A 20056-nucleotide genomic window follows, 5' to 3' on the forward strand; every position below is an offset into this window, starting at 1 on the left:
CTTTCAGCGGCAATGTTGTTATTTCAACAGATATTATTTTTTCACTACACGATGATTATCCTAATTGCTGAAATATCATCAGGGGCCTGTTTATTATCCATAGGAAATGATGATAGCGATTACATAACGCCATTTCCCACAGTCAAATCTGGTGGAGTATGGGGGAAGTATTTACGCTGTTTTCCTCCGAGTAGCTATTTTGCTTTGCCTTATTTGCTGAAAAGCAAAGGATGTATTGTCAATAATGCGTCTGTGTCGGGACTAGGCGCTGATTGGGAAGGCCTACACTATTCCCCAGTCATATAGTTATCTATGCTCCCGGGGATTCTCTCCCTTGCCGTCGCGATCCATCTTGAAATCCATTGGATATAAATATTCATTAAATTTCAAAAATAAATTAATGAAATTATTTTATTTTTTTATTAATTTATAAAATAAATTACGTAAACTATAATTCAAAGTTAATAGTAAGAAACATAAAAAATAGTGGTGAAAATAGTATTGTGAAAAACAAGTGATTAATTTTCATTTGATGACAAATGTGACTAGTGTCAAAAAAATAAATATTTTTTACCATAAAATGGTTAACAATTAAAATTTATTTAACTACTCTTAATTTGGGCGTTAAAAATATAAAAAACTGTTATTGCAAGATGGGGGAATTATCACCTAACTTATAGTAAAGTATAATTATAATTAAGCAGTGTAGATATAATGATCATTTATTTTTTTGAAATGACATTTTATTCTGAGCTATTTTTAAACTAAGTTTTTTATAAAAATGTGAACCTAATTGTTGGATGATAAATAAGCATTCATGCTCTCGCCTTGACAATTATCGAGAATGAAAAATGAAAAAACTATCTAAAGTCACATTAGTAAAACGAGATCATATTCCATCGATTCGCACTATTGAAGTGAATGGTGTGGAACATTGGTTAGGACACGTAAAAGATTTCATGAAAAACAACCAATTGAGCGATTTTTTACCAGATGATAACCGTATATCCATGGCATGGGTTCGTCTTGAAGCAGGTGAAGAATTAGTACCACATATTCATCCAGTAGAATCAATGATTTTGCTCTGTGAAGGCTCTGCTGAATCAACAGGGGATATACAAACAGCTATGGAAGCAGGTGATGCGCTTTTAGTTCCACCTGGTCATCTCCACGGTTTTAAAGGTGGTTATCCCGATGGTTTCTGGGGATTATCCATTCAATTTGATTCTCGTGGCCTTTACGAGGATTTTACTGACCCTTGGGCAACTTTCCTTCCTGAGCAAGTTAATAAAAATTTAGCTACTACAATTGCGGAACAATTATTTTCTCGTAATGAGATTTATATGGAACGTTTCGATAAACATAAACTTTTTGCCTTAGTAAATCGTGGAATATTAAAAAAAACACAAGCAAAGAAAAGATTTCTCGATTGTTTCCAAGTTTGGTCTGACCATTTTCAGAAAATGGTGTTAACTCGTGCTGCAACATTACACAACGCTGTTTTTGAAGAGATTACAATGTCCCATCTAGAAGAAGAACTCGGACATAATCGTGCTCTCAAAAATAACCGTGTAGATTTTGAACCTGTATTTGATCCAGTTCTTGAAGCCGCAAGTTCATGGTTTGCTTATAAAATGACAACAGCAACTGAATTGGAAAAAGTTGTTTTAGTCCATTTGGTAGTTGAAGCCTCAGCTATTTTCTTCTACAAACATATTAAACCTGTAATGGATGATACGACTCCTAAAGCTCACTTTGACGTTCATAGTATTCTAGATGATGAACATGTACGTATGGGCTATGAATTCATATCTAACTACAATATTGCAGATGGAAAACCTTTATTTGAGATCCAAAATAAAGGCTGGGCTATGTTAATGACTGTAATGTCACGTATCGCTGATTTAACAGTATACGAAAGTAGTGCAATAGGAAATGAATCCTAGGAGTTGGTTAATGAACCTTCAATGGGCTAAAGAAGGCACCCGAAGGGTGCCCTCCAAAATTTATATCTGTAACCAGATATATGAACAAGAAATTAAAAATATTTTTCTGGGAAACACATGGAATTATGTTGGGCTTTCTTCAGAAGTTGAAAATTTTGGTGACTATATACAAACATTTGTGGGAAATATTCCTGTCATTTTAATCCGTGATAGAAAAGGAATATTGCGCGTATTTGTAAACCGTTGTCCCCATAGAGGAGCAAAGATCTGCCATAACCCTCAGGGTAATACTAAGTTACTTGTATGTCCTTATCATGAGTGGGCATTTAGTTTAGAGGGTAACTTAGCTGGGATGCCTTTTAGAAAAGGGATTAATGGAAAAGGTGGAATGTCTGAATTTTTTCATCCTGAAGAACATGGTTTGCAAGCTCTTAATGTGACTGAGAGACATGGTGTTGTATTTACTAGTTTTTCATATGATATTGAACCATTTGAAACATATTTAGACCCTGTCATGCTTTCATACTTTGATCGTGTTTGTGATGGTAGGAAACTAAAAGTTATTGGGAAAATGCAGCATAGAGTTAATTGTAATTGGAAACTTCAAATTGAAAATGTAAAAGATCCATTTCATGCAGCACTTCTGCATTCATTTTTTAAAAACTTCGGTATTTGGCGTTCAGATCAAAAAACTAGTGTAAAAGTTTGTTCTTCTGGCAAAAGCAGTGTATTAGTGTCAACAGCATCTTTCACCAAAGCTGAAATTAAAAAAAATGCAGAGACAAAAACAGAGTTATCACTTTTAGATCCGAGAATTATCGACCATCAGCGTGAATATGACCATGGTACAGGCGCAATTATGACTGTTTTTCCAAATCTTATCCTGCTGCAACAACTCAATTGCTTAGCTATGCGTCATGTTATTCCTGATGGTACAGATAGTTGTATTAAAATTTGGACTTTTTTTGGCTATGAAAATGAATCTGAGGCGTTGACGAAACGGAGATTATTTCAAGCAAACCTACTCGGTCCTTCAGGATTGGTTACCATAGATGATAATGAGATTTTGGCTGTAACCCAAGAAGGGGCTAAAAGCATGCCAGACTCCGAAATCATTTTAGAAGCTAGTGTTGGTGAGTCGAGTGAAGACCACATGATGACAGAAGCGGCTATCCGTGGATTTTATAAATATTACCGAGGAGTTATGAATCTTGGATGATTATAAAATTTGGTTTACTATCAATAGGTTGTATAGCTTATACAACAAAAATTTAGACTCAAAAATATTAGATAATTGGGCATCATATTTTACAGATGATTGTATATACCGAATTACTTCAAAACAGAATATAGATAATGGATGGGATCTATGCTTTGTTTTTTGTGAAGGAAAGAAAATGCTCATAGACCGTGCATCCGCGTTATCTGGGTCAATTTACTTTAGAGACAGAGTACAACAAAGGATAACATCTAATATATTATTGACAAAGCTCGAACACTGTGGAGAGAAAATATTAGCCAATACAGAAACAATATTTACAATTCATGAAAGCATATGTGGTCAAGAAAATAAGTTGCTAATAAGTGGTATAACTAAGGATATTATCGAATACAAAAGTGGTACTGCTTTATTTAAAGAGCGTCTCTGTATTTGCACAGCAGATATTATTACAGATTCAATTGTGTATCCGATCTAAGTTGCATTCTATATAATTAAATGAGAATGAATTTTTTATCCTACATTTTGCATTAATTTTGGGAATTCTTTCTCCGAAAGATGTAGACATGAGCAAGACCATTTTTGGTTTTTGGGTTTCTTTGAGAAGTGAGGTTTTTTTTGATAAAAAATATTCACACCATCAAAGAAATAGGTATTATTTCTATAGTGAAAATTTGTTGTGATCCTGGAAAGGGAAATATCAGATTAACAGTTGGTATTGACTATAAAGCACATTGAAATTACTAAATTTAATTACATTGATTGTGATTTAAATCACAATAATGAGGTGCGAAATGACGGCCTTACCATTATCAGGAATTGTTGTTGTTGATTTAACGCGGCATAGGGCGGGCCCAGTCACATCACGACTACTGGGTGACTGGGGAGCCGAAATTATCAAGATTGAGGAACCTACCGATAAAGGTGACAGTATGGGGGGCACTCGTGAAAGTTTTGATTACCAAAACCTTCATAGAAATAAAAAAAGCTTATCAGTTAATTTGAAAACAAAGCAAGGACAGGAGATTCTCCAGCGTTTGGTTTGTAAGGCTGATATCGTGCTTGAAAATTTTAGGCCCGAAGTTAAGTTTCGTTTAGGTGTCGATTATGAATCTTTGAAAAAAATTAATCCTCGTATTATATGTGGCAGCATTAGTGGCTTTGGGCAAAATGGCCCTTATAGTTCTCGACCAGCTGTTGATCAAATAGTACAAGGCATGTCAGGACTTATGTCTGTGACAGGTACTCAAGAAAGCGGTGCACTCAGGACTGGTGTTGCTATTGCTGATATTAGCTCAGGCATGAATCTAGCTCAGGCAGTTTTACTGGCACTATATCATCGAGAAAAAACAGGTGAAGGACAGTGGGTATATACTTCACTTCTTGAATCAACTTTAGCTATCATGGATTTCCAAGTCGCTCGATGGCTTGCAGATGGCAAAACACCTGAGCTTATGGGAAATGACCACCCGACATTAATGCCTACTGGTGTCGTAAGAACTAAGGATGGTGAAATAAATATTGCGGCAGCAGAAGATGAAAAATTCCGAAAATTATGTCATCTACTTGATATAGAGGAAGTTTATTTGAATCCTCAATATTCAGATATTTATAATCGTTCAAAAAACAGAAAGCAGCTTATGGATGAAATTCAAGCTGTAACACGGAAATTCGAGAGTAAACAGCTAATACAAATTCTAAACGAGAATGGGATACCAAGTGGTTACATCTATGATATAGCACAAGCTATGTCCGATCCGCAAATTCAGTATTTGAAGATGAAATGTTCTATTAAGCACCCATTATTAGGCGATTTGACTCTGGTAGGTCAACCCATGCATCTAAGCGCTTTCTCTGACTTTGATACAGTACGTAATCCTGCTCCAGAGCATGGGCAGCACACAGAAAATTTATTAAAAAATTTCCTTGGTTTTGATAGTGATGAAATTGCATTGTTTCGCAAAATAGAAATTATTTAGAAGCAATAAGATAATATACCCAATGGATTTCAAGATGGATCGCGGCGGCAAGGGAACGAATCCCCGGGAGCATAGATAACGATGCGACCGGGGTGAGAGAGCGCAGCCAACAAAGAGGAAACTTGAAAGATGACGGGTATAAATATATTTAATTAATAGGGATAAGACAATGAATGCACCGTACACTGAAATATATAATTTTTGGTCAATAAAATCTTTTATAAGGCTATTTTTATTATGGCTAGCTGGTGCAGGAACGCGTTTGACAATATTGGCTACCCCACCCATCATTTCTGACATTCATCATGATCTAAATTTAACTGAAACTCAAGTTGGGATTATTTCTGGCTTGCCAGCAGTATTATTTGCAGGTACCGCAATTCTAGGCTCTCTATTAATTGCAAGAACGAGCGCAATAAAGACTCTTATCCTTGGTTTGCTGATTACCAGTTTAGGTTCTGCATTCCGTGGAGCCGCCGATGATATAATTATCATGTATATGGCGACAATGATAACAGGGTTGGGAGTTGCTTTTATGCAACCTGCATTACCTTCTATTGTGAAGGATTGGTTTCCAAAACATATTGTGATTGCAACGGCTATTTATGTTAATGGCCTTCTTCTTGGGGGAGAAGTTATTCCTGTTGCAGTGACAAAATCTATTTTATTACCTATGTTGGGATCTTGGCGACTTACATATGTTTTTTGGGCTGCGATAACATTAATAATTGCAGTTTTTATATACAAATTAGCACCTAAAAATAAACATGAAATAATATCGATAAATAAAAATATAAAGTGGGTGCCAGAATGGAATAACATTATATTATGGAAGTTAGGATTAATGATGGGATGTGTAAATGCAACATATTTTGCAACCAATTTTTTTATTCCACGTTACTTACATGAAACTAATTTTGAGGATTTAACATCTATTTCTTTGGTTGCTTTAAATTTAGGACAAGTCCCTGCTTCTATTATTCTTATGATGACAAGCGCCACTGTAGCAAAACTACGATATCCATATTTGATATCAGGAATAGGATTAATTGCATCTTTTAGCAGCATTATGTACTTTGGTACTGAATATATAGTTATTAGTTCAGCATTCATCGGTTTTTTTTCTGCTATCGTTTTAATACTAATGTTAGGACTACCTAGTATGATTAGCGAGCCACACGAGGTACATAGATCTACTTCACTAATGTTGACAGTTGGTTATACTTGTGCAGTTATAACACCAGTAATTAGTGGTTTATCATGGGATATTTCAGGAAATCCAAGTTATGTATTTCTTCCTATGATGATATGTTCAGTCATCCTGCTTATTTCAGCAATAAAAAAACCAATAGTAAACAAAGTCATAAAAAATAAAATTTAAAATCTGTCGGTGATAATTTTGGAGAGAAAACAAAATGAGTGATAAAATTGAATATACCATACGTAAACTAACTCCATACTTTTGTGCAGAAATACGTGATATCAAACTAAATCAGCCATTAAATAAAGATATAATAAAAACCATTGAATCAGATCTTGAAGAGCATGAAGTATTGGTATTTCCAGATCAAGATATCACATCAGAAGATTTAATGCGTATAGGGAGATATTTTGGCCAGTTAACTGTACACCCTTTTGCAGAGAACAGTGAAAAAAATCCAGAGTTAATAGTATTTGATTATAAGAGTGGTAATCCACCTGTATTAACCGATCGCTGGCATTCGGATGAAACATATAAACTTTGCCCCCCTATGGCTACAATGCTCTATTCAAGAATTGTTCCTGAAATAGGTGGTGATACTTGTTTTAGCAGTATGACAACTGCTTATGATTTTCTTTCAATAAAAACTCAAGATTTCATTCGAGGATTGGAAGCTATACATGACTTTTCATCGTATAAATATCTTTTTCCAGACACAGAAGAAGGTAAAAAATTATTGCAAAAGAAAGAGTTGGAATATCCTCCAATCGCCCATCCAGTTGTTCGAATTCATCCAAAAACGAGAAAGAAAACCCTATTTGTTAACCCAAATTACACTCGTTATATAAAAAATATGGATCAACGAGATAGTGATGCACTACTGGCACAATTATTTAATACAACATCAGTACTTGAATATCAATATAGGCACCATTGGAAACCAAACATGTTAGTAATGTGGGATAATCGCTCTGTACAGCATGCTGCTGTTCATGATTACTATCCAAATCGCCGATATATGGAGCGGGTGACTATTGGAGGTGATCAACCAATTAGTGAGTCGGAACCTGCAAGCCCTGAACAATTGCGTAAATTTAAAGTACCAGCATATAACCATGACGATTCACGCCGTGCTAAACGTCAATTCGAGATTGAAAGTTAGTGCTAACTTAACAAAGGGACGCTTAAAGTCCCTTTTTGCTTTTCACCTGATGCATTGGTTAATAAAATGAATTCTACAATAAAGTTGAGTATCCAAGACACAATTAGATTTGCAAAGATATCATCTTTGCATATCAAAATATTATTTTTATGTTTGAGCATTCTTATTTTAGATGGTTTCGATACTGCTCTGATCGGCTATATTGCTCCTGCTATTGTTGATAGTTGGGGGATTTCAAAAACAGACCTTGGAATTGCTATGAGTTCAGCATTGGTTGGTTTATCTGTGGGAGCTGTAACATCAGGTCCTATATCAGACAAACTAGGACGTAAACCTGTTATTGTAATTTCTGTTTTCATGTTTGGAATTTGTAGTATTGCAACGATATTTTCTACAACTGTTTACCAATTATCATTCTGGCGTTTATTAACCGGAATAGGTATTGGAGCTGCTATGTCTAATGCCTTGACATTGATTTCTGAATATGCACCAGAAAATAGAAAGTCACTTATGGTGAACTCTGTATTTTGTGGATTTCCCTTCGGAGCAGCTATGGGCGGTATTCTTGGCTCCTTCATGATTCCCAAGTTTGGTTGGGAGAGTATGCTAGTTATTGGCGGAATTATCCCTATACTTTTAGTTGTCCCACTTATTTTCATTCTTCCAGAATCAGTTTTATTCTTGATTAATAAAAACAAATCAGAAGATAAAATAAAGAGAATTTGCAAGAAAATAGTTGGTGAAAATTATAATAAAATAGATTTTTCAAGATTAAAATTTATCGAAAAGCAAAAAATTAAACCTATTAATGAAATTTTATCCCATGGACACTTATCATCAACTTTGCTTCTTTGGAACGCATATTTTATGGGATTATTAATATTCTATGTTGTCACAAATTGGATGCCTATACTTATCAAAGACTCTGGTTTTGAATTAAGTTATGCAACTATTTTAACTGCTTTATTTCCTTTAGGTGGTGGAATTGGGACGATAATATCAGGAATTATCATGGATAAGCTATCTCCTCATAAGATAGTATCATTTAACTATCTCATAACGGGTATTTTGCTCTTCTCTATAGGGTATGTTGATAATATAATCAGTTTAGGAATATTAATTCTCTTAGCCGGAACGACAATGAACAGTGCACAAGCATCTATGGGAACAATAGCTACACTTCATTACCCTACAACCTCCAGAGCTACAGGTGTATCGTGGATGCTTGGTATTGGTCGTGCAGGAGGGATATTAGGTGCGATGTTTGGAGCATGGCTAGTGCAATTAGGATTAGGCTATCGAGGGGTACTTATGACTTTATTCATTCCATCTGCTATTGCATCTATTTCATTACTTAGTTTACTCATGGTATTAAATAATAAAAAAATTAAAACATTTTCATCATAAATTATATTTTATTTATATAGATTAAACTTGATGAAATATGGTGTTTTAAAAAAGTCTAACTTGATAATATCATGTTATATTATCAATTTTATTATTTTACTCGATTGAGGAGATTTTCTATAAATCAACATATTATCCACTATACCCTAAAGATTTCAATACTGGCATTGGTATATCACTTCTCCTGTTCCCGAGTTCCTGAAATATCATCGTGGACGTTGTTTGATGACAGGCGGATTATTTTAGGAAAATTCTAAGCTAGTGACCAATTTTTATTGACTACAACACTTTGCCAACTAGGGGGAATTTACTACTGGTGATTATGAGGAAATTATGAATAAGGCCAGCGCTTTCAGCCTAGTGTCTAACGTCATACAGTACTGGAATACCTATAAAATCAGCAATATTGTGGATGAGTTGAGAAAATAGGGAGAGAGCGTGATCGACGATACCTTGGTGCATATCTCTGCTGCCTTACAAACACGTACTGCTAAACGGGACCTATTTTGTTGAGGGGGAGTGCTGGAAAGAATTAATTTACGGTTCAGGTTGTTTCTATCAGTGCGAAACCGTCAAATGCCCCGCTGATCCAAGTTGATTGTGCCGCCAGCTTTCCACAGTACGATCCCGCGCCATCAGTGCCCATAACCCATCACGAATCACCTCGCTTTCGTTCGCGTATTCACTAGTGCGTACTTTAGACTTGACCACGTCCGCCATGTTGTTGGGGAGGGTAATACTCATTTGCTGAGTAGTTCTCACGATTGGTTCCTCTTATACCAATAGGATTCAATCCTACTCCTCTAATTTTTAATGAGCCGCATTGATTGTGTTGCATTTGCAAGTGATGTTTTAATGTCCGTAACTATTTTTTCGATATAAATTAGGAGAATATGAATGAGTAAGCTGATTCTTCCCTCTGATATGTTGTTGAAAGAGGGACAAACTGTTTCGTTGACCCAGGTAGATCTAACTAAAGAAGATTCATCTCTGCTGGAGTTACTACAACAGCAAATTGAAGCCGAGGACAGTCTCGCGCAACTAGCCGGACCACGTTGGTATCGCTCTGGTTTAGGTCCTAAACCAACTCAAGGCGGGGTGTATGTTTCTGGTACAACCCTGGCTCCCGGACAGACGCCTCCAGTAGGAATTGTGAGCACCATTCTGTGTAACTATGACCGACTCAATTGGGCTGGCTGGCAAAATCAAATCACGTTGCGTCTTCTCATCACCACCCCGAATAATTCTGCTGCATGGGAAGCATTTCTGGATGTAGCCAGCGACTCGGCCACTGTCAATGCGGCTGGATCGAATGTTCCAGCAGATTGCAGGATTACCTTGCAAATGAAAGTCGGAAATATCACGGGCGGGTTGTATCAGCCGCCGTACATTTCGTCCTATGACTGCTGGGTAAACTACAACTAATACGAACTGTTAAGGACACGCCTTTGGTTATGTGCCAAAGGCGCGTTTCTAAAAATCTGGTCGCTTCAGAGAACGGAATTTAAAGCACTATAAGGGCTTCCCATAGTCAGCACCGGTTTGTTTTTTCATCATTGAAGTCAAGGGATAAGACCGCGGTACTATAAACGGTTATGATGAATCTGTTTTTGCTGTGTACATCCTGACTGAGTATTACCACGATGGAGATGTGAATGGGTGGAACGCGGTTTATTACCTGAAAACGAAAAGGTTTTCTCTGTTGATAGTGATGAATGGACGCCTGAACGACGATTTTGTTTTAACCTGTTTTTAAAGGTTTCTTTTCCTTCTTCAAGGAAAGAATCCTCGTGAGTCTTATTGTTTATATCTTCCTTTTTACGAAATCTTCTATTTAAAGATCATAAATATCTACAGCAGTGAATGATCCTTGAAGGATTATCTGCACTGACATCTTTTTAGGGTAATTGAAATATAGATTGAAGTGAAACATACCATTAGCAGAGCTTCAAGCAGCGAAGTTACTTGCTGTTTTACAACGTTATTAAATAGTTATACCTGATTGGAGAATTATTGTGGAGAAAAAAGATTGGCATTCGGCAGATATTATCGCTGCGTTAAAAAAGAAAGGAATGTCATTGGCGGCTGTTTCTAGAGAAGCAGGGCTGGCATCGTCAACGTTATCTAATGCCTTGCAAAGACCCTGGTGTAAAGGTGAAACAATTATTGCAAACACACTGGGACAGAAGCCTGATGAAATCTGGCCTTCCCGTTACCAGAAAAGGAGGAAGAGATATTGATCTCCAGGCGAAAGAATATGGTGACAGTTATAGGAACCATAAAAGCAACGCTCTGAAAGTGCTGCAACACAATCAGAGCGTCTAACCACAACATTACAGGAACTAATGTATGGCTAATGTGAATAGTAACATATCCTCATACTCAAAGCGTTATACATTTGCGCAATCTAATGTAGAAACCGAAGCACATACCGTGCTTACAGGCTTTTCTTTGGTTTTAATTTTTTGTAAACCAATTGGGAAGCAATATGATGTGAATATCCTATGGTCTGGCATGTCGGATGCGATTGCATCACTGGATCTCTCATGTGTTAGTGATACTGTACTGTGTCAGCTAATTGAATCATCCAAAGAAAATACTATGGGCATTTGTCATGGAATAACTTTTCTTGGTGACTCAATGTTGTCGTTTGCCAGTAATAATATCCATGAATTTACTCCAGAGAGTTTGTGTCGGCTCGGGCATAGCCTATCAGCGCTGAGTTCTCTATTACCGATGCTGTTTACCATGCATGAAAAAGCGAGTGGTGAATATCGTCGTAGAACTTCGAAAAACGAGATAAAATAGCTTTGTCAAATGAAACCGGAAAATTTTTGGATGGTTTTCCGGTTTAAAGGCATAAACTATCGCCGACAGGGTGTTCGATACTCATCAGAGCTGATTTTTCCCTTTCCCGAGGTCTGAACTGGCACCGAGATGTCGTCACCGTGCACTTTGCCCGGCATCAGCACGCACTAGACGTAGAATATTGAGGGCTGTTTTTGCCTCGATCAGCACGTTCAAAAAAGTATTGAATGCCATCTGGTGTAGGGGCTTCTGTCCGGCCAGTTGCCCGCCATTTTTTCATTAAAATCGCTGAGTAAGCCCCCGGAGACAAGCGAGACTGAGTTGTTGCGGACCGGTAGGATGACATATTGGGCATCTTCCCGTATTTTTGAGGAAAAGAAAACAATGCGTCGTCATACCGTAACAGATATTACGGTTGCAGTACTAAGTTTCCACATAGCTTAAGTATAATTCTCATTAACTCCGATTAATTTCTTTAAATTTCTGGATAGTGTGTTTGATGGCTTGTTCTGTTGGCAAACGCTCCATTGAACTCGCTCCATAGAACCCATGACAATTGGGACAATGAGCCAAAATATAAGCGACATCTTCCGGTTCCGAAATTGGGCCACCGTGACACAAAGTAATAATGTCATTTCGGATAGTTTTAGCTGCCGAAGCACAAGCATTAATGATTGGTATACAAGATTTCAGATCATATGATGTATTAGCACTAATATCACCGCCAGTGGTTAGCCCCAGATGTACGACGATGATATCAGCACCTGCTTGTGCCATAGCCTCAGCCTCTTTTTCATTGAAAACATAAGGCGTGGTCATCATTCCTTTTTCATGCGCCAGGCGGATTAGCTTCACCTCCAGTGCATAGCCCATGCCTGTTTCTTCCAGGTTTTTTCTGAACTTTCCATCAATAAGTCCTACCGTTGGGAAGTTCTGAATACCAGCAAAACCTTGTGCCTTCAGTTCATCCAGGAAAAGAGATAAATTACAGAATGGATCAGTACCACAGACACCCGCCAATACAGGTGTTTCCTTAACTATCGGTAATATTTCATTACCCATTTCTCTGACAATTTCATTTGCATTACCGTATGGCATTAATCCGGCCAATGATCCTCTGCCAGCCATTCTGAAGCGTCCAGAATTATATACGATAATGAGGTCTGCCCCTCCTGCTTCCTCGCAACGCGCCGAAAGACCACTACCTGCACTCGCCCCAATAATAGTTTCGTTACGTTCGACTTTTTGTTTTAGAGTTTCAATAATCTGATTATATTTTTTCTTCATGAGGAATTCCCTGGAGTCCTATAATTTCCTTGAATTGTTGTATTACAAGAGCACAAAATTGTGGTGAATTGATGTGAAAAGGTGTTTTTATAACTTTTCGCAATTCTGTTTGTTTTATTGTTTTTTTTAATCCATGACAGAAAGCCTGTGTTGATGCAGGTAAATAAAAAGGTTGTTCAGGGCAATCTAGCGCAGAGAATCCGCCTTCCGGAATAATGAATCGAATAGGTCCATCACACTTATTAAGTTTATTCCCTATCCAGATACCAAGCTGATAGTTTTCTTCAGGTGTGGTTCGCATCAATGTCACCTGAGAATTATGCTCAATAAACAGCCTGTTGCTGTAGCGTTCTGGAACTGTGTCCTTTGCACCAAAGTTAACCATGTCCAAAGCACCAGCACTGCCGATCCACGGAATATTTTTTTTTGCAATGACGTCTAACCGTGTGTCAGGACAACCCAAAACACCCCCAAATAACAGATCGGCAATTTCTGTTAATGTAATATCTAAAACACAAACCAATTCGCCGTCCTTAGCCAATTTCTCCATGCTTGTTCCACCATTGCCGGTAGCATGAAAAGCTAGGCAATCGTATTGAGCATTTAACTCAGTAGTGAGCTGATTAATGCATGGAGTCGTTATACCAAACATCGTCAACCCTAAAGCGGGTTTATGAATATCAGCCAATGGCGTAAAATAATTGACAGAGCCCGCCATCATGTTTGCAGCATTAGACAAGACTGAACGAGAAATACGGTTGAGTCCGTTGAGATCGGTTACCGTATAAAGCATGGCAATATCGCTGTCCCTGACGTAGGCTGAGACATTCCCCGATGCCATCGTTGATACCATGATTTTAGGCAACCCGATCGGCAGGCTTTGCATAGCCGGAGTAATCAGTGCTGTTCCGCCTGAGCCTCCTATACCAATCACTCCCGCGATATCGTCGATTGAACTGTTCAGGAAATTCGTGAGGGCGACAGACATTGCTGTTATCGCCTTATTCCGTACGCCACAAAAAACGGGATCAGCACCAGCGGGATGATACTCAGCCACCTGAAGTGAATGAATATCTATCTTTTTATTCTGATGATTTTTCCCAGGAATTGATGTAGACACATCAATGATGATTGAATCCACGCCTGCGAGGCGTAAACAATATTTCAACCAGACCAGCTCGTCCAGTTTTGTGTCTGCTGTGCCAACGACAACCACAAATCGCGTCATAGTGTTCACCCTATGTGACATACCCAGTTCAAAGACAAATGTAAACCTATTGTAATATTTTACAACATGCAAGTTATTTTTTATCATTAGTGATATTTATTACTGTGAATGCTACACAGTTAAAATTTTAAGGGGATTAAATGATTCTGTTTGATGAAAAAAATCTGTCACCAGTCCGGCGTCGTACCCTGGAACGTATCACTCATTCAGCTCTGAAGTTATATCGTGAAAAAAAATTTCCGTCTCCTGAAGAGATTGCCAATGAAGCTGAGTATGCGAAGGTCACGTTGCGCAGCTACTTTTCAACCCACAGTGATTTTGTCGAATATGTTGTAAAACAAGTCATTGGATCATTCGTTATCCCCCCTATGGGCGATGATGCAGAGGAAAATATCGAGAAATTATTAAGATGGGGTTATGAAGAAATAGAAGCCAATGAGGCACTGATGAGGGATGCTTTACGCATTTCTCAGTTACGCTGGCAGGAATCTTTATCTGGTGAAGATAACCACAAACGACCTGTTTTGAAGAAAAAAAGTAACCGCAAAGAGACACTTTCTACGGCGTTAGCGCCGCTAAAAGGTCAGCTTAAAGATGACACAATACATAAGATTATTATGTTGATTTCAGTTTTATATGGTACAGAGGCTATGACTATTCTGAAAGACACTTTTGGTTTAGAAAATGATGACATCATCAACTTAACGAGTTGGGCCGCAAAGTTGATTATCCGGCAGGCCATTAATGAGGAGCTAAAATAATCAGAAGATCATTTTTTAACATAAAGGGTAAACCGGGCATGAGGCCCGGTAAAAGTTTCTTTTGGTGCCGATAATTTCTGTTACCAATCCTCTGATTAGATATAATCTGAGTTCTGGATAAAAAAATTGAACTCAATGCCTGTTCGAAAAACAGAGTTTTCGACCAAGAAAATTAAAGTGATGATATAAAGGTCATACCATCTGGCTCTTCGCCGGCGCTGACAAAGATGGAGAACGAGCGGCCCTTCTGTACATCTTATCGGTACCTGTCGGCTAAAGAAAGTGGATCCCGAGGTCTGGTTACGCCATGTCATTAGTCATATTGCGGACTGGCCTGCAAACCGGATGCATGAACGGGTCGATCTCACTTCTTAGCCACCGTCAATATGGTTTGAATGTGCTGCTTACATAGGGGAGCGGGAGTATTTGAATATTCATCACTATCAATAAATCAGAGTTATTACCAAAGAAAGCGCTACCGACCTTGATTAAGAGATATAAATAAAGGTTCAAAGGTAGCGCTTAAATTATATTTACAACTTTCTCATGTAAATTTTTAAAAGAGTTTTAACCAACCCTGGATTATTAATAACATTAGCATCTCTTTCCTCATTATATGCGACAAGAGTACGATAAACTTCTTGATTTATATCACACGCCAGTGTAATAAGACCCGATAAGGGTTATGAACATTCTTTAGTTATTTTTTCAAGGATCACCTCATATAAAGAAGTTGCCAGACCTGATATATGCATAGCTTGATCTAATGAAACCTATTTTTTTATAGTACCCCCTCTGAATACACAAAAATCATGGTGAATTTAAATTAGAATTGGATAGCATATCGACTATTATCATTAGTGCTGTTATTCAAATAATTTCGAAAATTTTACTTAATGAGATCCCCGTTCTGATTAAAATACCGACTGGGCCAAATTTCTGAAGGATGTACTCCTAGTCTGTCCGCAATAATCCTCTCCCCTTTAGGCCACCGGCGTATTAATGCATTAGATAGTGTCGATGGACTCAGTCCCGATTCCCTTGATAATGCGGCAAGTGTGGTGCCGCGTTTACGCAATGCAGCAATAATATCTGCCGGATGCCAGTCATTTTGAGTCGTTATCATCTCTGTTTACTTCCCCTAATTGATTTATGGTGGCTATTCAAATAGGATGCATGAATCAGTGTTCATTTCCGGCGAGTAAAACCAAAACCTCTCCCACCAGAACCGCCATGAAAAGGCTAATAACAGACATATCGGCAAAAAATTTCTTACCAATGTCCATGAACACAGGACCATGATTCCTAGTTATTTATCAAATTACTATTACTAAAAAACGTCCTTGTTCATTCATGACCATTACTGTTGCAAGTAATGTTTTGCGTTATTACCCTGCCAAAATAATTTTCATTTTGATTCCAAAAAATTTTTCACTTTATTATGAGATAAGCTGGGATTATTGGTGAATTTTAAGGACAAGACTAAAGCTGAGCATTCTTGTTCAAAGTGAACAATGTCTTTATGCCCTGGAGTACATGAACATCTGATCCCAAAGATATCAGCTAATTCCGATGGTTTCATCAATGGCTCTAGCCTGAGCCGTTTTAAAATTTCTTTCTGATTATCTGACATATTAAATCATTAAAACCCTTATTCTTGAATGGATATTTTTATTTCCATTTTAATTAAAAAAAATCGTAAATTTCATTAAAGGGAATTCATATTAAAAAGTGCGTTCAGCTTGTTTCCACACTTTATTTCTTATTAATTTAGGTTCAACAATCAAACTTAACTCACAGGCAATAATCCAAACAACAGCCAAATAATCTTTAATGTTAATCTGATTAATGCACGGAGTCGTCATACCAAACATCGTCAACCCTAAAGCGGGTTTATGAATATCAGCCAATGGCGTAAAATAATTGACAGAGCCCGCCATCATATTTGCAGCATTAGACAAGACTGAACGGGAAATACGGTTGAGTCCGTTGAGATCGGTTACCGTATAAAGCATGGCAATATCGCTGTCCCTGACGTAGGCTGAGACATTCCCCGATGCCATCGTTGATACCATGATTTTAGGCAACCCGATCGGCAGGCTTTGCATAGCCGGAGTAATCAGTGCTGTTCCGCCTGAGCCTCCGATACCAATCACTCCCGCGATATCGTCGATTGAACTGTTCAGGAAATTCGTGAGGGCGACAGACATTGCTGTTATCGCCTTATTCCGTACGCCACAAAAAACGGGATCAGCACCAGCGGGATGATACTCAGCCACCTGAAGTGAATGAATATCTATCTTTTTATTCTGATGATTTTTCTCAGGAATTGATGTAGACACATCAATGATGATTGAATTAACTCCTGCGAGGTGTAAACAACATTTCAACCAGACCAGCTCGTGCAGTTTTGTGTCTGCTGTGCCAACGACAACTACAAATCGCGTCATAGTGTTCACCCCATGTGGCATACTTAGTTCAAAGGCTAATGTAAACCTATTGTAATATTTTACAACATGCAAGTTATTTTTTATCATTAGTGATATTTATTACTGTTAATGCTATACGGTTAAAATTTTAAGGGGATTAAATGATTCTGTTTGATGAAGAAAATCTGTCGCCAGTCCGGCGTCGTACCCTGGAACGTATCACTCATTCAGCTCTGAAGTTATATCGTGAAAAAAAATTTCCGTCTCCTGAAGAGATTGCTAATGAAGCTGAATATGCGAAGGCCACGTTGCGCAGCTACTTTTCAACCCACAGTGATTTTGTCGAATATGTTGTAAAACAAGTCATTGGATCATTCGTTATCCCCCCTATGGGCGATGATGCAGAGGAAAATATCGAGAAATTATTAAGATGGGGTTATGAAGAAATAGAAGCCAATGAGGCACTGATGAGGGATGCTTTACGTATTTCTCAGTTACGCTGGCAGGAATTTTTATCCGGTGAAGATAACCACAAACGACCTGTTTTGAAGAAAAAAAGTAACCGCAAAGAGACACTTTCTACGGCGTTAGCGCCGCTAAAAGGTCAGCTTAAAGATGACACAATACATAAGATTATTATGTTGATTTCAGTTTTATATGGTACAGAGGCTATGACTATTCTGAAAGACACTTTTGGTTTAGAAAATGATGACATCATCAACTTAACGAGTTGGGCCGCAAAGTTGATTGTCCGGCAGGCCATTAATGAGGAGTTAAAGTAATCAGAAGACCATTTTTTAACATAAGGGTAAACCGGGCATGAGGCCCGGTAAAAGTTTCTTTTGGTGTATGGGCCTGGGTATTTTGTGAGTGGTTATGGTCGCGGTAGGAATAGCCGTTACCGGCTACCCCCCGCACAGATCCGGACGTGCGCTACTAACGCATTCGGCTCCTACCTCGGGTGTTTGGCGTAAAAGCGCTGCAAAGGATAAGGATGCACAGTTCGGGGGGACGGTATCCATTTTCACCAGCTGACTGTAACGAGCCCACGTCATTTTGTGCCGCTGGCTTCGCCGTCTCAGTGACTTCAGCCACATCCGCTTCACTTCTTCCACAAATTGACACAATGCTCTACTGTTGAAGGGGACGCCATAGTAATTGATGTGTCCTTCTACCACTCGTTTCAGCCACCGGCCCGTTTCTTCCGGGCGGTTTGCAGCCGTTGCCGCAGCCCCTGTTTTATTCGCTTCAGTTGTATTTGACGCCGTTTTCGTTGGGTTTTGCGCATCACCGCATCCTTGCCCGTGTGTAATCGTCCTATATAATGCGTAAATCCCAGAAAATCGAACGTCCCCGGCTTGCCCCTCTCCGGTCGCTCCTCATATTGCTTTAACGCAAAGCGGCCAAATCGTACCAGCCGGGTTTTCGCTGGGTGTACCTTCAGCCCAAACTGCATCAGACGTCGTTGTAGCAGGGATTGGCACGCCCGAGCATCCTGATGTTTCTGGAAGCCCAGGACTGCATCATCGGCGTATCGGATCATCACCACCTCTCCTTGCACCCGCTTTCGCCATGCGTTGAGCCAGAGATCAAAGCTGTAGTGCAAATAGATATTCGCCAGCAGTGGCGATATGACAGCACCTTGCGGCGTGCCGCAATGCGACTTCTGTCGGTGACCGTGTTCATCAACTATCCCCACCGTAACCCACTGCCTGATTAATCGCACCATCCGACCGTCCCTTATCCTGTGCTGAATAAACCGGATGAGCCAGTCATGTTCCACGGTATCGAAGAACCGACTGATGTCCAGATCCAGCACCCAATTGACTTTCCTCTCCATAACGGCCACATTCAGCGCGTCCAGAGCATCGTGCTGCCCTCTGCCCGGTCTGAACCCATACGAGAAGCCGAGAAAATCGGTCTCGTAGATTTGATTTAAGACCGTGACAGCCGCCTGCTGCACGATTTTGTCCTCCAGACACAGGATACTCAATGGCCTTTCTGTCCCGTCTTCTTTCAGGATCATCACCTGCCTTGCCGGCTGGGGCCTGTATTGCCCCCGATGAAGTCTGCCGTGGAGCGCATGGAGGTTGTTTTGCAGATTTTCTGCCTAGTTTTCCCATGTGATACCCTCGCAGCCCGGGGCAGACTGACGTTTAAGTTGCTGAAAACTCTGACATAAAAGTTCTTCACTGATGTGATGAAAAAGGTGAGTAAACTGTTGTTTCCTATCCCTCTTTGCTGCTTTTCGCACAGCCAGCAGGCGTAACGTCGTATTTCCCCGGCTCTGTGTCCGGATACGGGCGCACTGTTGGCTGTTCCCCTTGGTCGGGAGCCTTCCCTCCATCAATTCCGCCACATTGTTTTCTGTTTTGTTCACTGATTTCTCCGGTACTATACTCCCGTCCGACTTCCTGAACTCCCTAAGGCTTCTGCTTTGACACTTAGACCTTATCGTCCCAACTGCTCACGATGGGAAACCGTTCAGGATCTCCCAGGTTCCGCGCGACGAACTTCCTCACATGCACAGGGTCTCCGACCCCGGGAGGTATGGTCAGGTTTCGCCAATACAACCTGACCATTGTGGGTTTCTGCTTACCTTAACTGCATCACCACCTCCGATTTACCG

The 20056-nt window shown here is 39.2% G+C and carries 18 protein-coding genes and 3 pseudogenes; 14 read left to right on the forward strand and 7 right to left on the reverse strand.

Annotated elements, in window-relative coordinates; translation table 11 throughout:
• Nucleotides 1-851: 851 nt before the first annotated feature.
• The 8 genes from AACQ38_RS10825 to AACQ38_RS10860 all read left to right on the forward strand — a co-directional run bounded on the left by AACQ38_RS10825 (nt 852) and on the right by AACQ38_RS10860 (nt 9343).
• Nucleotides 852-1946: a cupin domain-containing protein gene (locus tag AACQ38_RS10825; protein WP_162107520.1), complete on the forward strand. Its 1095-nt coding sequence runs from the start codon at nt 852-854 to the stop codon at nt 1944-1946.
• A gap of 10 nt (nt 1947-1956) precedes the next feature.
• A complete protein-coding gene (locus AACQ38_RS10830) occupies nt 1957-3165 on the forward strand; it encodes an aromatic ring-hydroxylating dioxygenase subunit alpha (RefSeq protein ID WP_165578101.1) in 1209 nt (402 codons plus the stop codon).
• A complete protein-coding gene (locus tag AACQ38_RS10835) occupies nt 3158-3643 on the forward strand; it encodes a hypothetical protein (RefSeq protein ID WP_041379948.1) in 486 nt (161 codons plus the stop codon). The genes AACQ38_RS10830 and AACQ38_RS10835 overlap by 8 nt, the downstream gene beginning before the upstream one ends.
• A 316-nt stretch (nt 3644-3959) precedes the next feature.
• Nucleotides 3960-5144, forward strand: a complete 1185-nt coding sequence (locus AACQ38_RS10840) for a CaiB/BaiF CoA transferase family protein (RefSeq protein WP_207631836.1) — start codon at nt 3960-3962, stop codon at nt 5142-5144.
• 169 nt (nt 5145-5313) lie between these two features.
• Complete coding sequence (locus AACQ38_RS10845; protein WP_165578103.1) at nt 5314-6525, forward strand: MFS transporter; 1212 nt, start codon at nt 5314-5316, stop codon at nt 6523-6525.
• Between the two features lie 34 nt (nt 6526-6559).
• Nucleotides 6560-7507 carry a TauD/TfdA dioxygenase family protein gene (locus AACQ38_RS10850; RefSeq protein WP_011145367.1) on the forward strand — a complete coding sequence of 316 codons (948 nt, stop codon included), beginning with the start codon at nt 6560-6562 and terminating at the stop codon, nt 7505-7507.
• Nucleotides 7508-7573: 66 nt separating this feature from the next.
• Nucleotides 7574-8914, forward strand: a complete 1341-nt coding sequence (locus tag AACQ38_RS10855; protein ID WP_242685559.1) for an MFS transporter — start codon at nt 7574-7576, stop codon at nt 8912-8914.
• Nucleotides 8915-9247: 333 nt separating this feature from the next.
• Nucleotides 9248-9343 (forward strand): hypothetical protein, encoded by a 96-nt coding sequence (locus tag AACQ38_RS10860; RefSeq protein ID WP_205068588.1) that lies wholly within the window; start codon nt 9248-9250, stop codon nt 9341-9343.
• 162 nt (nt 9344-9505) lie between these two features.
• Here AACQ38_RS10860 and AACQ38_RS10865 read toward each other — a convergent pair.
• Nucleotides 9506-9676 (reverse strand): annotated as a pseudogene (locus AACQ38_RS10865) (ribbon-helix-helix domain-containing protein); the annotation flags it as partial.
• Nucleotides 9677-9811: 135 nt separating this feature from the next.
• Here AACQ38_RS10865 and AACQ38_RS10870 point away from each other — a divergent pair.
• From AACQ38_RS10870 to AACQ38_RS10880, 3 genes are all read left to right on the forward strand, one after another.
• On the forward strand, nt 9812-10339 hold the full coding sequence (locus AACQ38_RS10870; protein WP_011145370.1) for a hypothetical protein: 528 nt from the start codon (nt 9812-9814) through the stop codon (nt 10337-10339).
• Nucleotides 10340-10923: 584 nt separating this feature from the next.
• Nucleotides 10924-11154 (forward strand): helix-turn-helix domain-containing protein, encoded by a 231-nt coding sequence (locus AACQ38_RS10875; protein ID WP_071824087.1) that lies wholly within the window; start codon nt 10924-10926, stop codon nt 11152-11154.
• A gap of 109 nt (nt 11155-11263) precedes the next feature.
• On the forward strand, nt 11264-11722 hold the full coding sequence (locus AACQ38_RS10880) for a hypothetical protein (protein ID WP_011145372.1): 459 nt from the start codon (nt 11264-11266) through the stop codon (nt 11720-11722).
• Nucleotides 11723-11879: 157 nt separating this feature from the next.
• On the opposite strand, the gene AACQ38_RS10885 is transcribed toward AACQ38_RS10880, so the two are convergent.
• From AACQ38_RS10885 to AACQ38_RS10895, 3 genes are all read right to left on the reverse strand, one after another.
• On the reverse strand, nt 11880-12068 hold the full coding sequence (locus AACQ38_RS10885; RefSeq protein WP_165578105.1) for a hypothetical protein: 189 nt from the start codon (nt 12066-12068) through the stop codon (nt 11880-11882).
• Between the two features lie 110 nt (nt 12069-12178).
• Nucleotides 12179-13009, reverse strand: coding sequence for a phosphoenolpyruvate hydrolase family protein (locus AACQ38_RS10890; protein ID WP_011145374.1), 831 nt, complete (start codon nt 13007-13009; stop codon nt 12179-12181).
• Nucleotides 12993-14237, reverse strand: a complete 1245-nt coding sequence (locus AACQ38_RS10895; RefSeq protein WP_165578106.1) for a Tm-1-like ATP-binding domain-containing protein — start codon at nt 14235-14237, stop codon at nt 12993-12995. Before AACQ38_RS10895 ends, AACQ38_RS10890 begins: the two co-directional genes overlap by 17 nt.
• Nucleotides 14238-14377: 140 nt before the next feature.
• On the opposite strand from AACQ38_RS10895, the gene AACQ38_RS10900 reads away from it, so the two are divergent.
• Together AACQ38_RS10900 and AACQ38_RS10905 are read left to right on the forward strand one after the other, a co-directional pair.
• Nucleotides 14378-14998 (forward strand): TetR/AcrR family transcriptional regulator, encoded by a 621-nt coding sequence (locus AACQ38_RS10900; protein ID WP_165578107.1) that lies wholly within the window; start codon nt 14378-14380, stop codon nt 14996-14998.
• A gap of 190 nt (nt 14999-15188) precedes the next feature.
• Nucleotides 15189-15373 (forward strand): annotated as a pseudogene (locus tag AACQ38_RS10905) (transposase domain-containing protein); the annotation flags it as partial.
• Between the two features lie 514 nt (nt 15374-15887).
• Here the strand turns inward: AACQ38_RS10905 and AACQ38_RS10910 are convergent.
• Nucleotides 15888-16124 carry a helix-turn-helix domain-containing protein gene (locus AACQ38_RS10910; RefSeq protein WP_165578108.1) on the reverse strand — a complete coding sequence of 79 codons (237 nt, stop codon included), beginning with the start codon at nt 16122-16124 and terminating at the stop codon, nt 15888-15890.
• 598 nt (nt 16125-16722) lie between these two features.
• Complete coding sequence (locus AACQ38_RS10915; protein ID WP_242685560.1) at nt 16723-17448, reverse strand: Tm-1-like ATP-binding domain-containing protein; 726 nt, start codon at nt 17446-17448, stop codon at nt 16723-16725.
• Between the two features lie 140 nt (nt 17449-17588).
• Between AACQ38_RS10915 and AACQ38_RS10920 the strand changes: the two genes are divergently transcribed.
• Nucleotides 17589-18209 (forward strand): TetR/AcrR family transcriptional regulator, encoded by a 621-nt coding sequence (locus tag AACQ38_RS10920; RefSeq protein ID WP_165578109.1) that lies wholly within the window; start codon nt 17589-17591, stop codon nt 18207-18209.
• A gap of 170 nt (nt 18210-18379) precedes the next feature.
• Here the strand turns inward: AACQ38_RS10920 and ltrA are convergent.
• Nucleotides 18380-19882, reverse strand: a pseudogene (ltrA, locus tag AACQ38_RS24080) (group II intron reverse transcriptase/maturase).
• Nucleotides 19883-20056: the final 174 nt, after the last annotated feature.

It is taken from the genome of Photorhabdus sp. RW14-46, assembly GCF_963887965.1.
GTDB classification, from domain to species: Bacteria; Pseudomonadota; Gammaproteobacteria; order Enterobacterales; family Enterobacteriaceae; genus Photorhabdus; species Photorhabdus laumondii.

What these genes read in the sequence shown, in the direction of transcription:
- AACQ38_RS10825 (WP_162107520.1), top strand. Translation starts at nt 852, where the DNA reads ATGAAAAAACTATCTAAAGTCACATTAGTAAAACGAGATCATATTCCA.
- AACQ38_RS10830 (WP_165578101.1), top strand. Translation starts at nt 1,957, where the DNA reads ATGAACCTTCAATGGGCTAAAGAAGGCACCCGAAGGGTGCCCTCCAAA.
- AACQ38_RS10840 (WP_207631836.1), top strand. Translation starts at nt 3,960, where the DNA reads ATGACGGCCTTACCATTATCAGGAATTGTTGTTGTTGATTTAACGCGG.
- AACQ38_RS10845 (WP_165578103.1), top strand. Translation starts at nt 5,314, where the DNA reads ATGAATGCACCGTACACTGAAATATATAATTTTTGGTCAATAAAATCT.
- AACQ38_RS10850 (WP_011145367.1), top strand. Translation starts at nt 6,560, where the DNA reads ATGAGTGATAAAATTGAATATACCATACGTAAACTAACTCCATACTTT.
- AACQ38_RS10855 (WP_242685559.1), top strand. Translation starts at nt 7,574, where the DNA reads ATGAATTCTACAATAAAGTTGAGTATCCAAGACACAATTAGATTTGCA.
- AACQ38_RS10860 (WP_205068588.1), top strand. Translation starts at nt 9,248, where the DNA reads ATGAATAAGGCCAGCGCTTTCAGCCTAGTGTCTAACGTCATACAGTAC.
- AACQ38_RS10870 (WP_011145370.1), top strand. Translation starts at nt 9,812, where the DNA reads ATGAGTAAGCTGATTCTTCCCTCTGATATGTTGTTGAAAGAGGGACAA.
- AACQ38_RS10880 (WP_011145372.1), top strand. Translation starts at nt 11,264, where the DNA reads ATGGCTAATGTGAATAGTAACATATCCTCATACTCAAAGCGTTATACA.
- AACQ38_RS10885 (WP_165578105.1), bottom strand. Translation starts at nt 12,068, where the DNA reads ATGTCATCCTACCGGTCCGCAACAACTCAGTCTCGCTTGTCTCCGGGG.
- AACQ38_RS10890 (WP_011145374.1), bottom strand. Translation starts at nt 13,009, where the DNA reads ATGAAGAAAAAATATAATCAGATTATTGAAACTCTAAAACAAAAAGTC.
- AACQ38_RS10895 (WP_165578106.1), bottom strand. Translation starts at nt 14,237, where the DNA reads ATGACGCGATTTGTGGTTGTCGTTGGCACAGCAGACACAAAACTGGAC.
- AACQ38_RS10900 (WP_165578107.1), top strand. Translation starts at nt 14,378, where the DNA reads ATGATTCTGTTTGATGAAAAAAATCTGTCACCAGTCCGGCGTCGTACC.
- AACQ38_RS10910 (WP_165578108.1), bottom strand. Translation starts at nt 16,124, where the DNA reads ATGATAACGACTCAAAATGACTGGCATCCGGCAGATATTATTGCTGCA.
- AACQ38_RS10915 (WP_242685560.1), bottom strand. Translation starts at nt 17,448, where the DNA reads ATGACGCGATTTGTAGTTGTCGTTGGCACAGCAGACACAAAACTGCAC.
- AACQ38_RS10920 (WP_165578109.1), top strand. Translation starts at nt 17,589, where the DNA reads ATGATTCTGTTTGATGAAGAAAATCTGTCGCCAGTCCGGCGTCGTACC.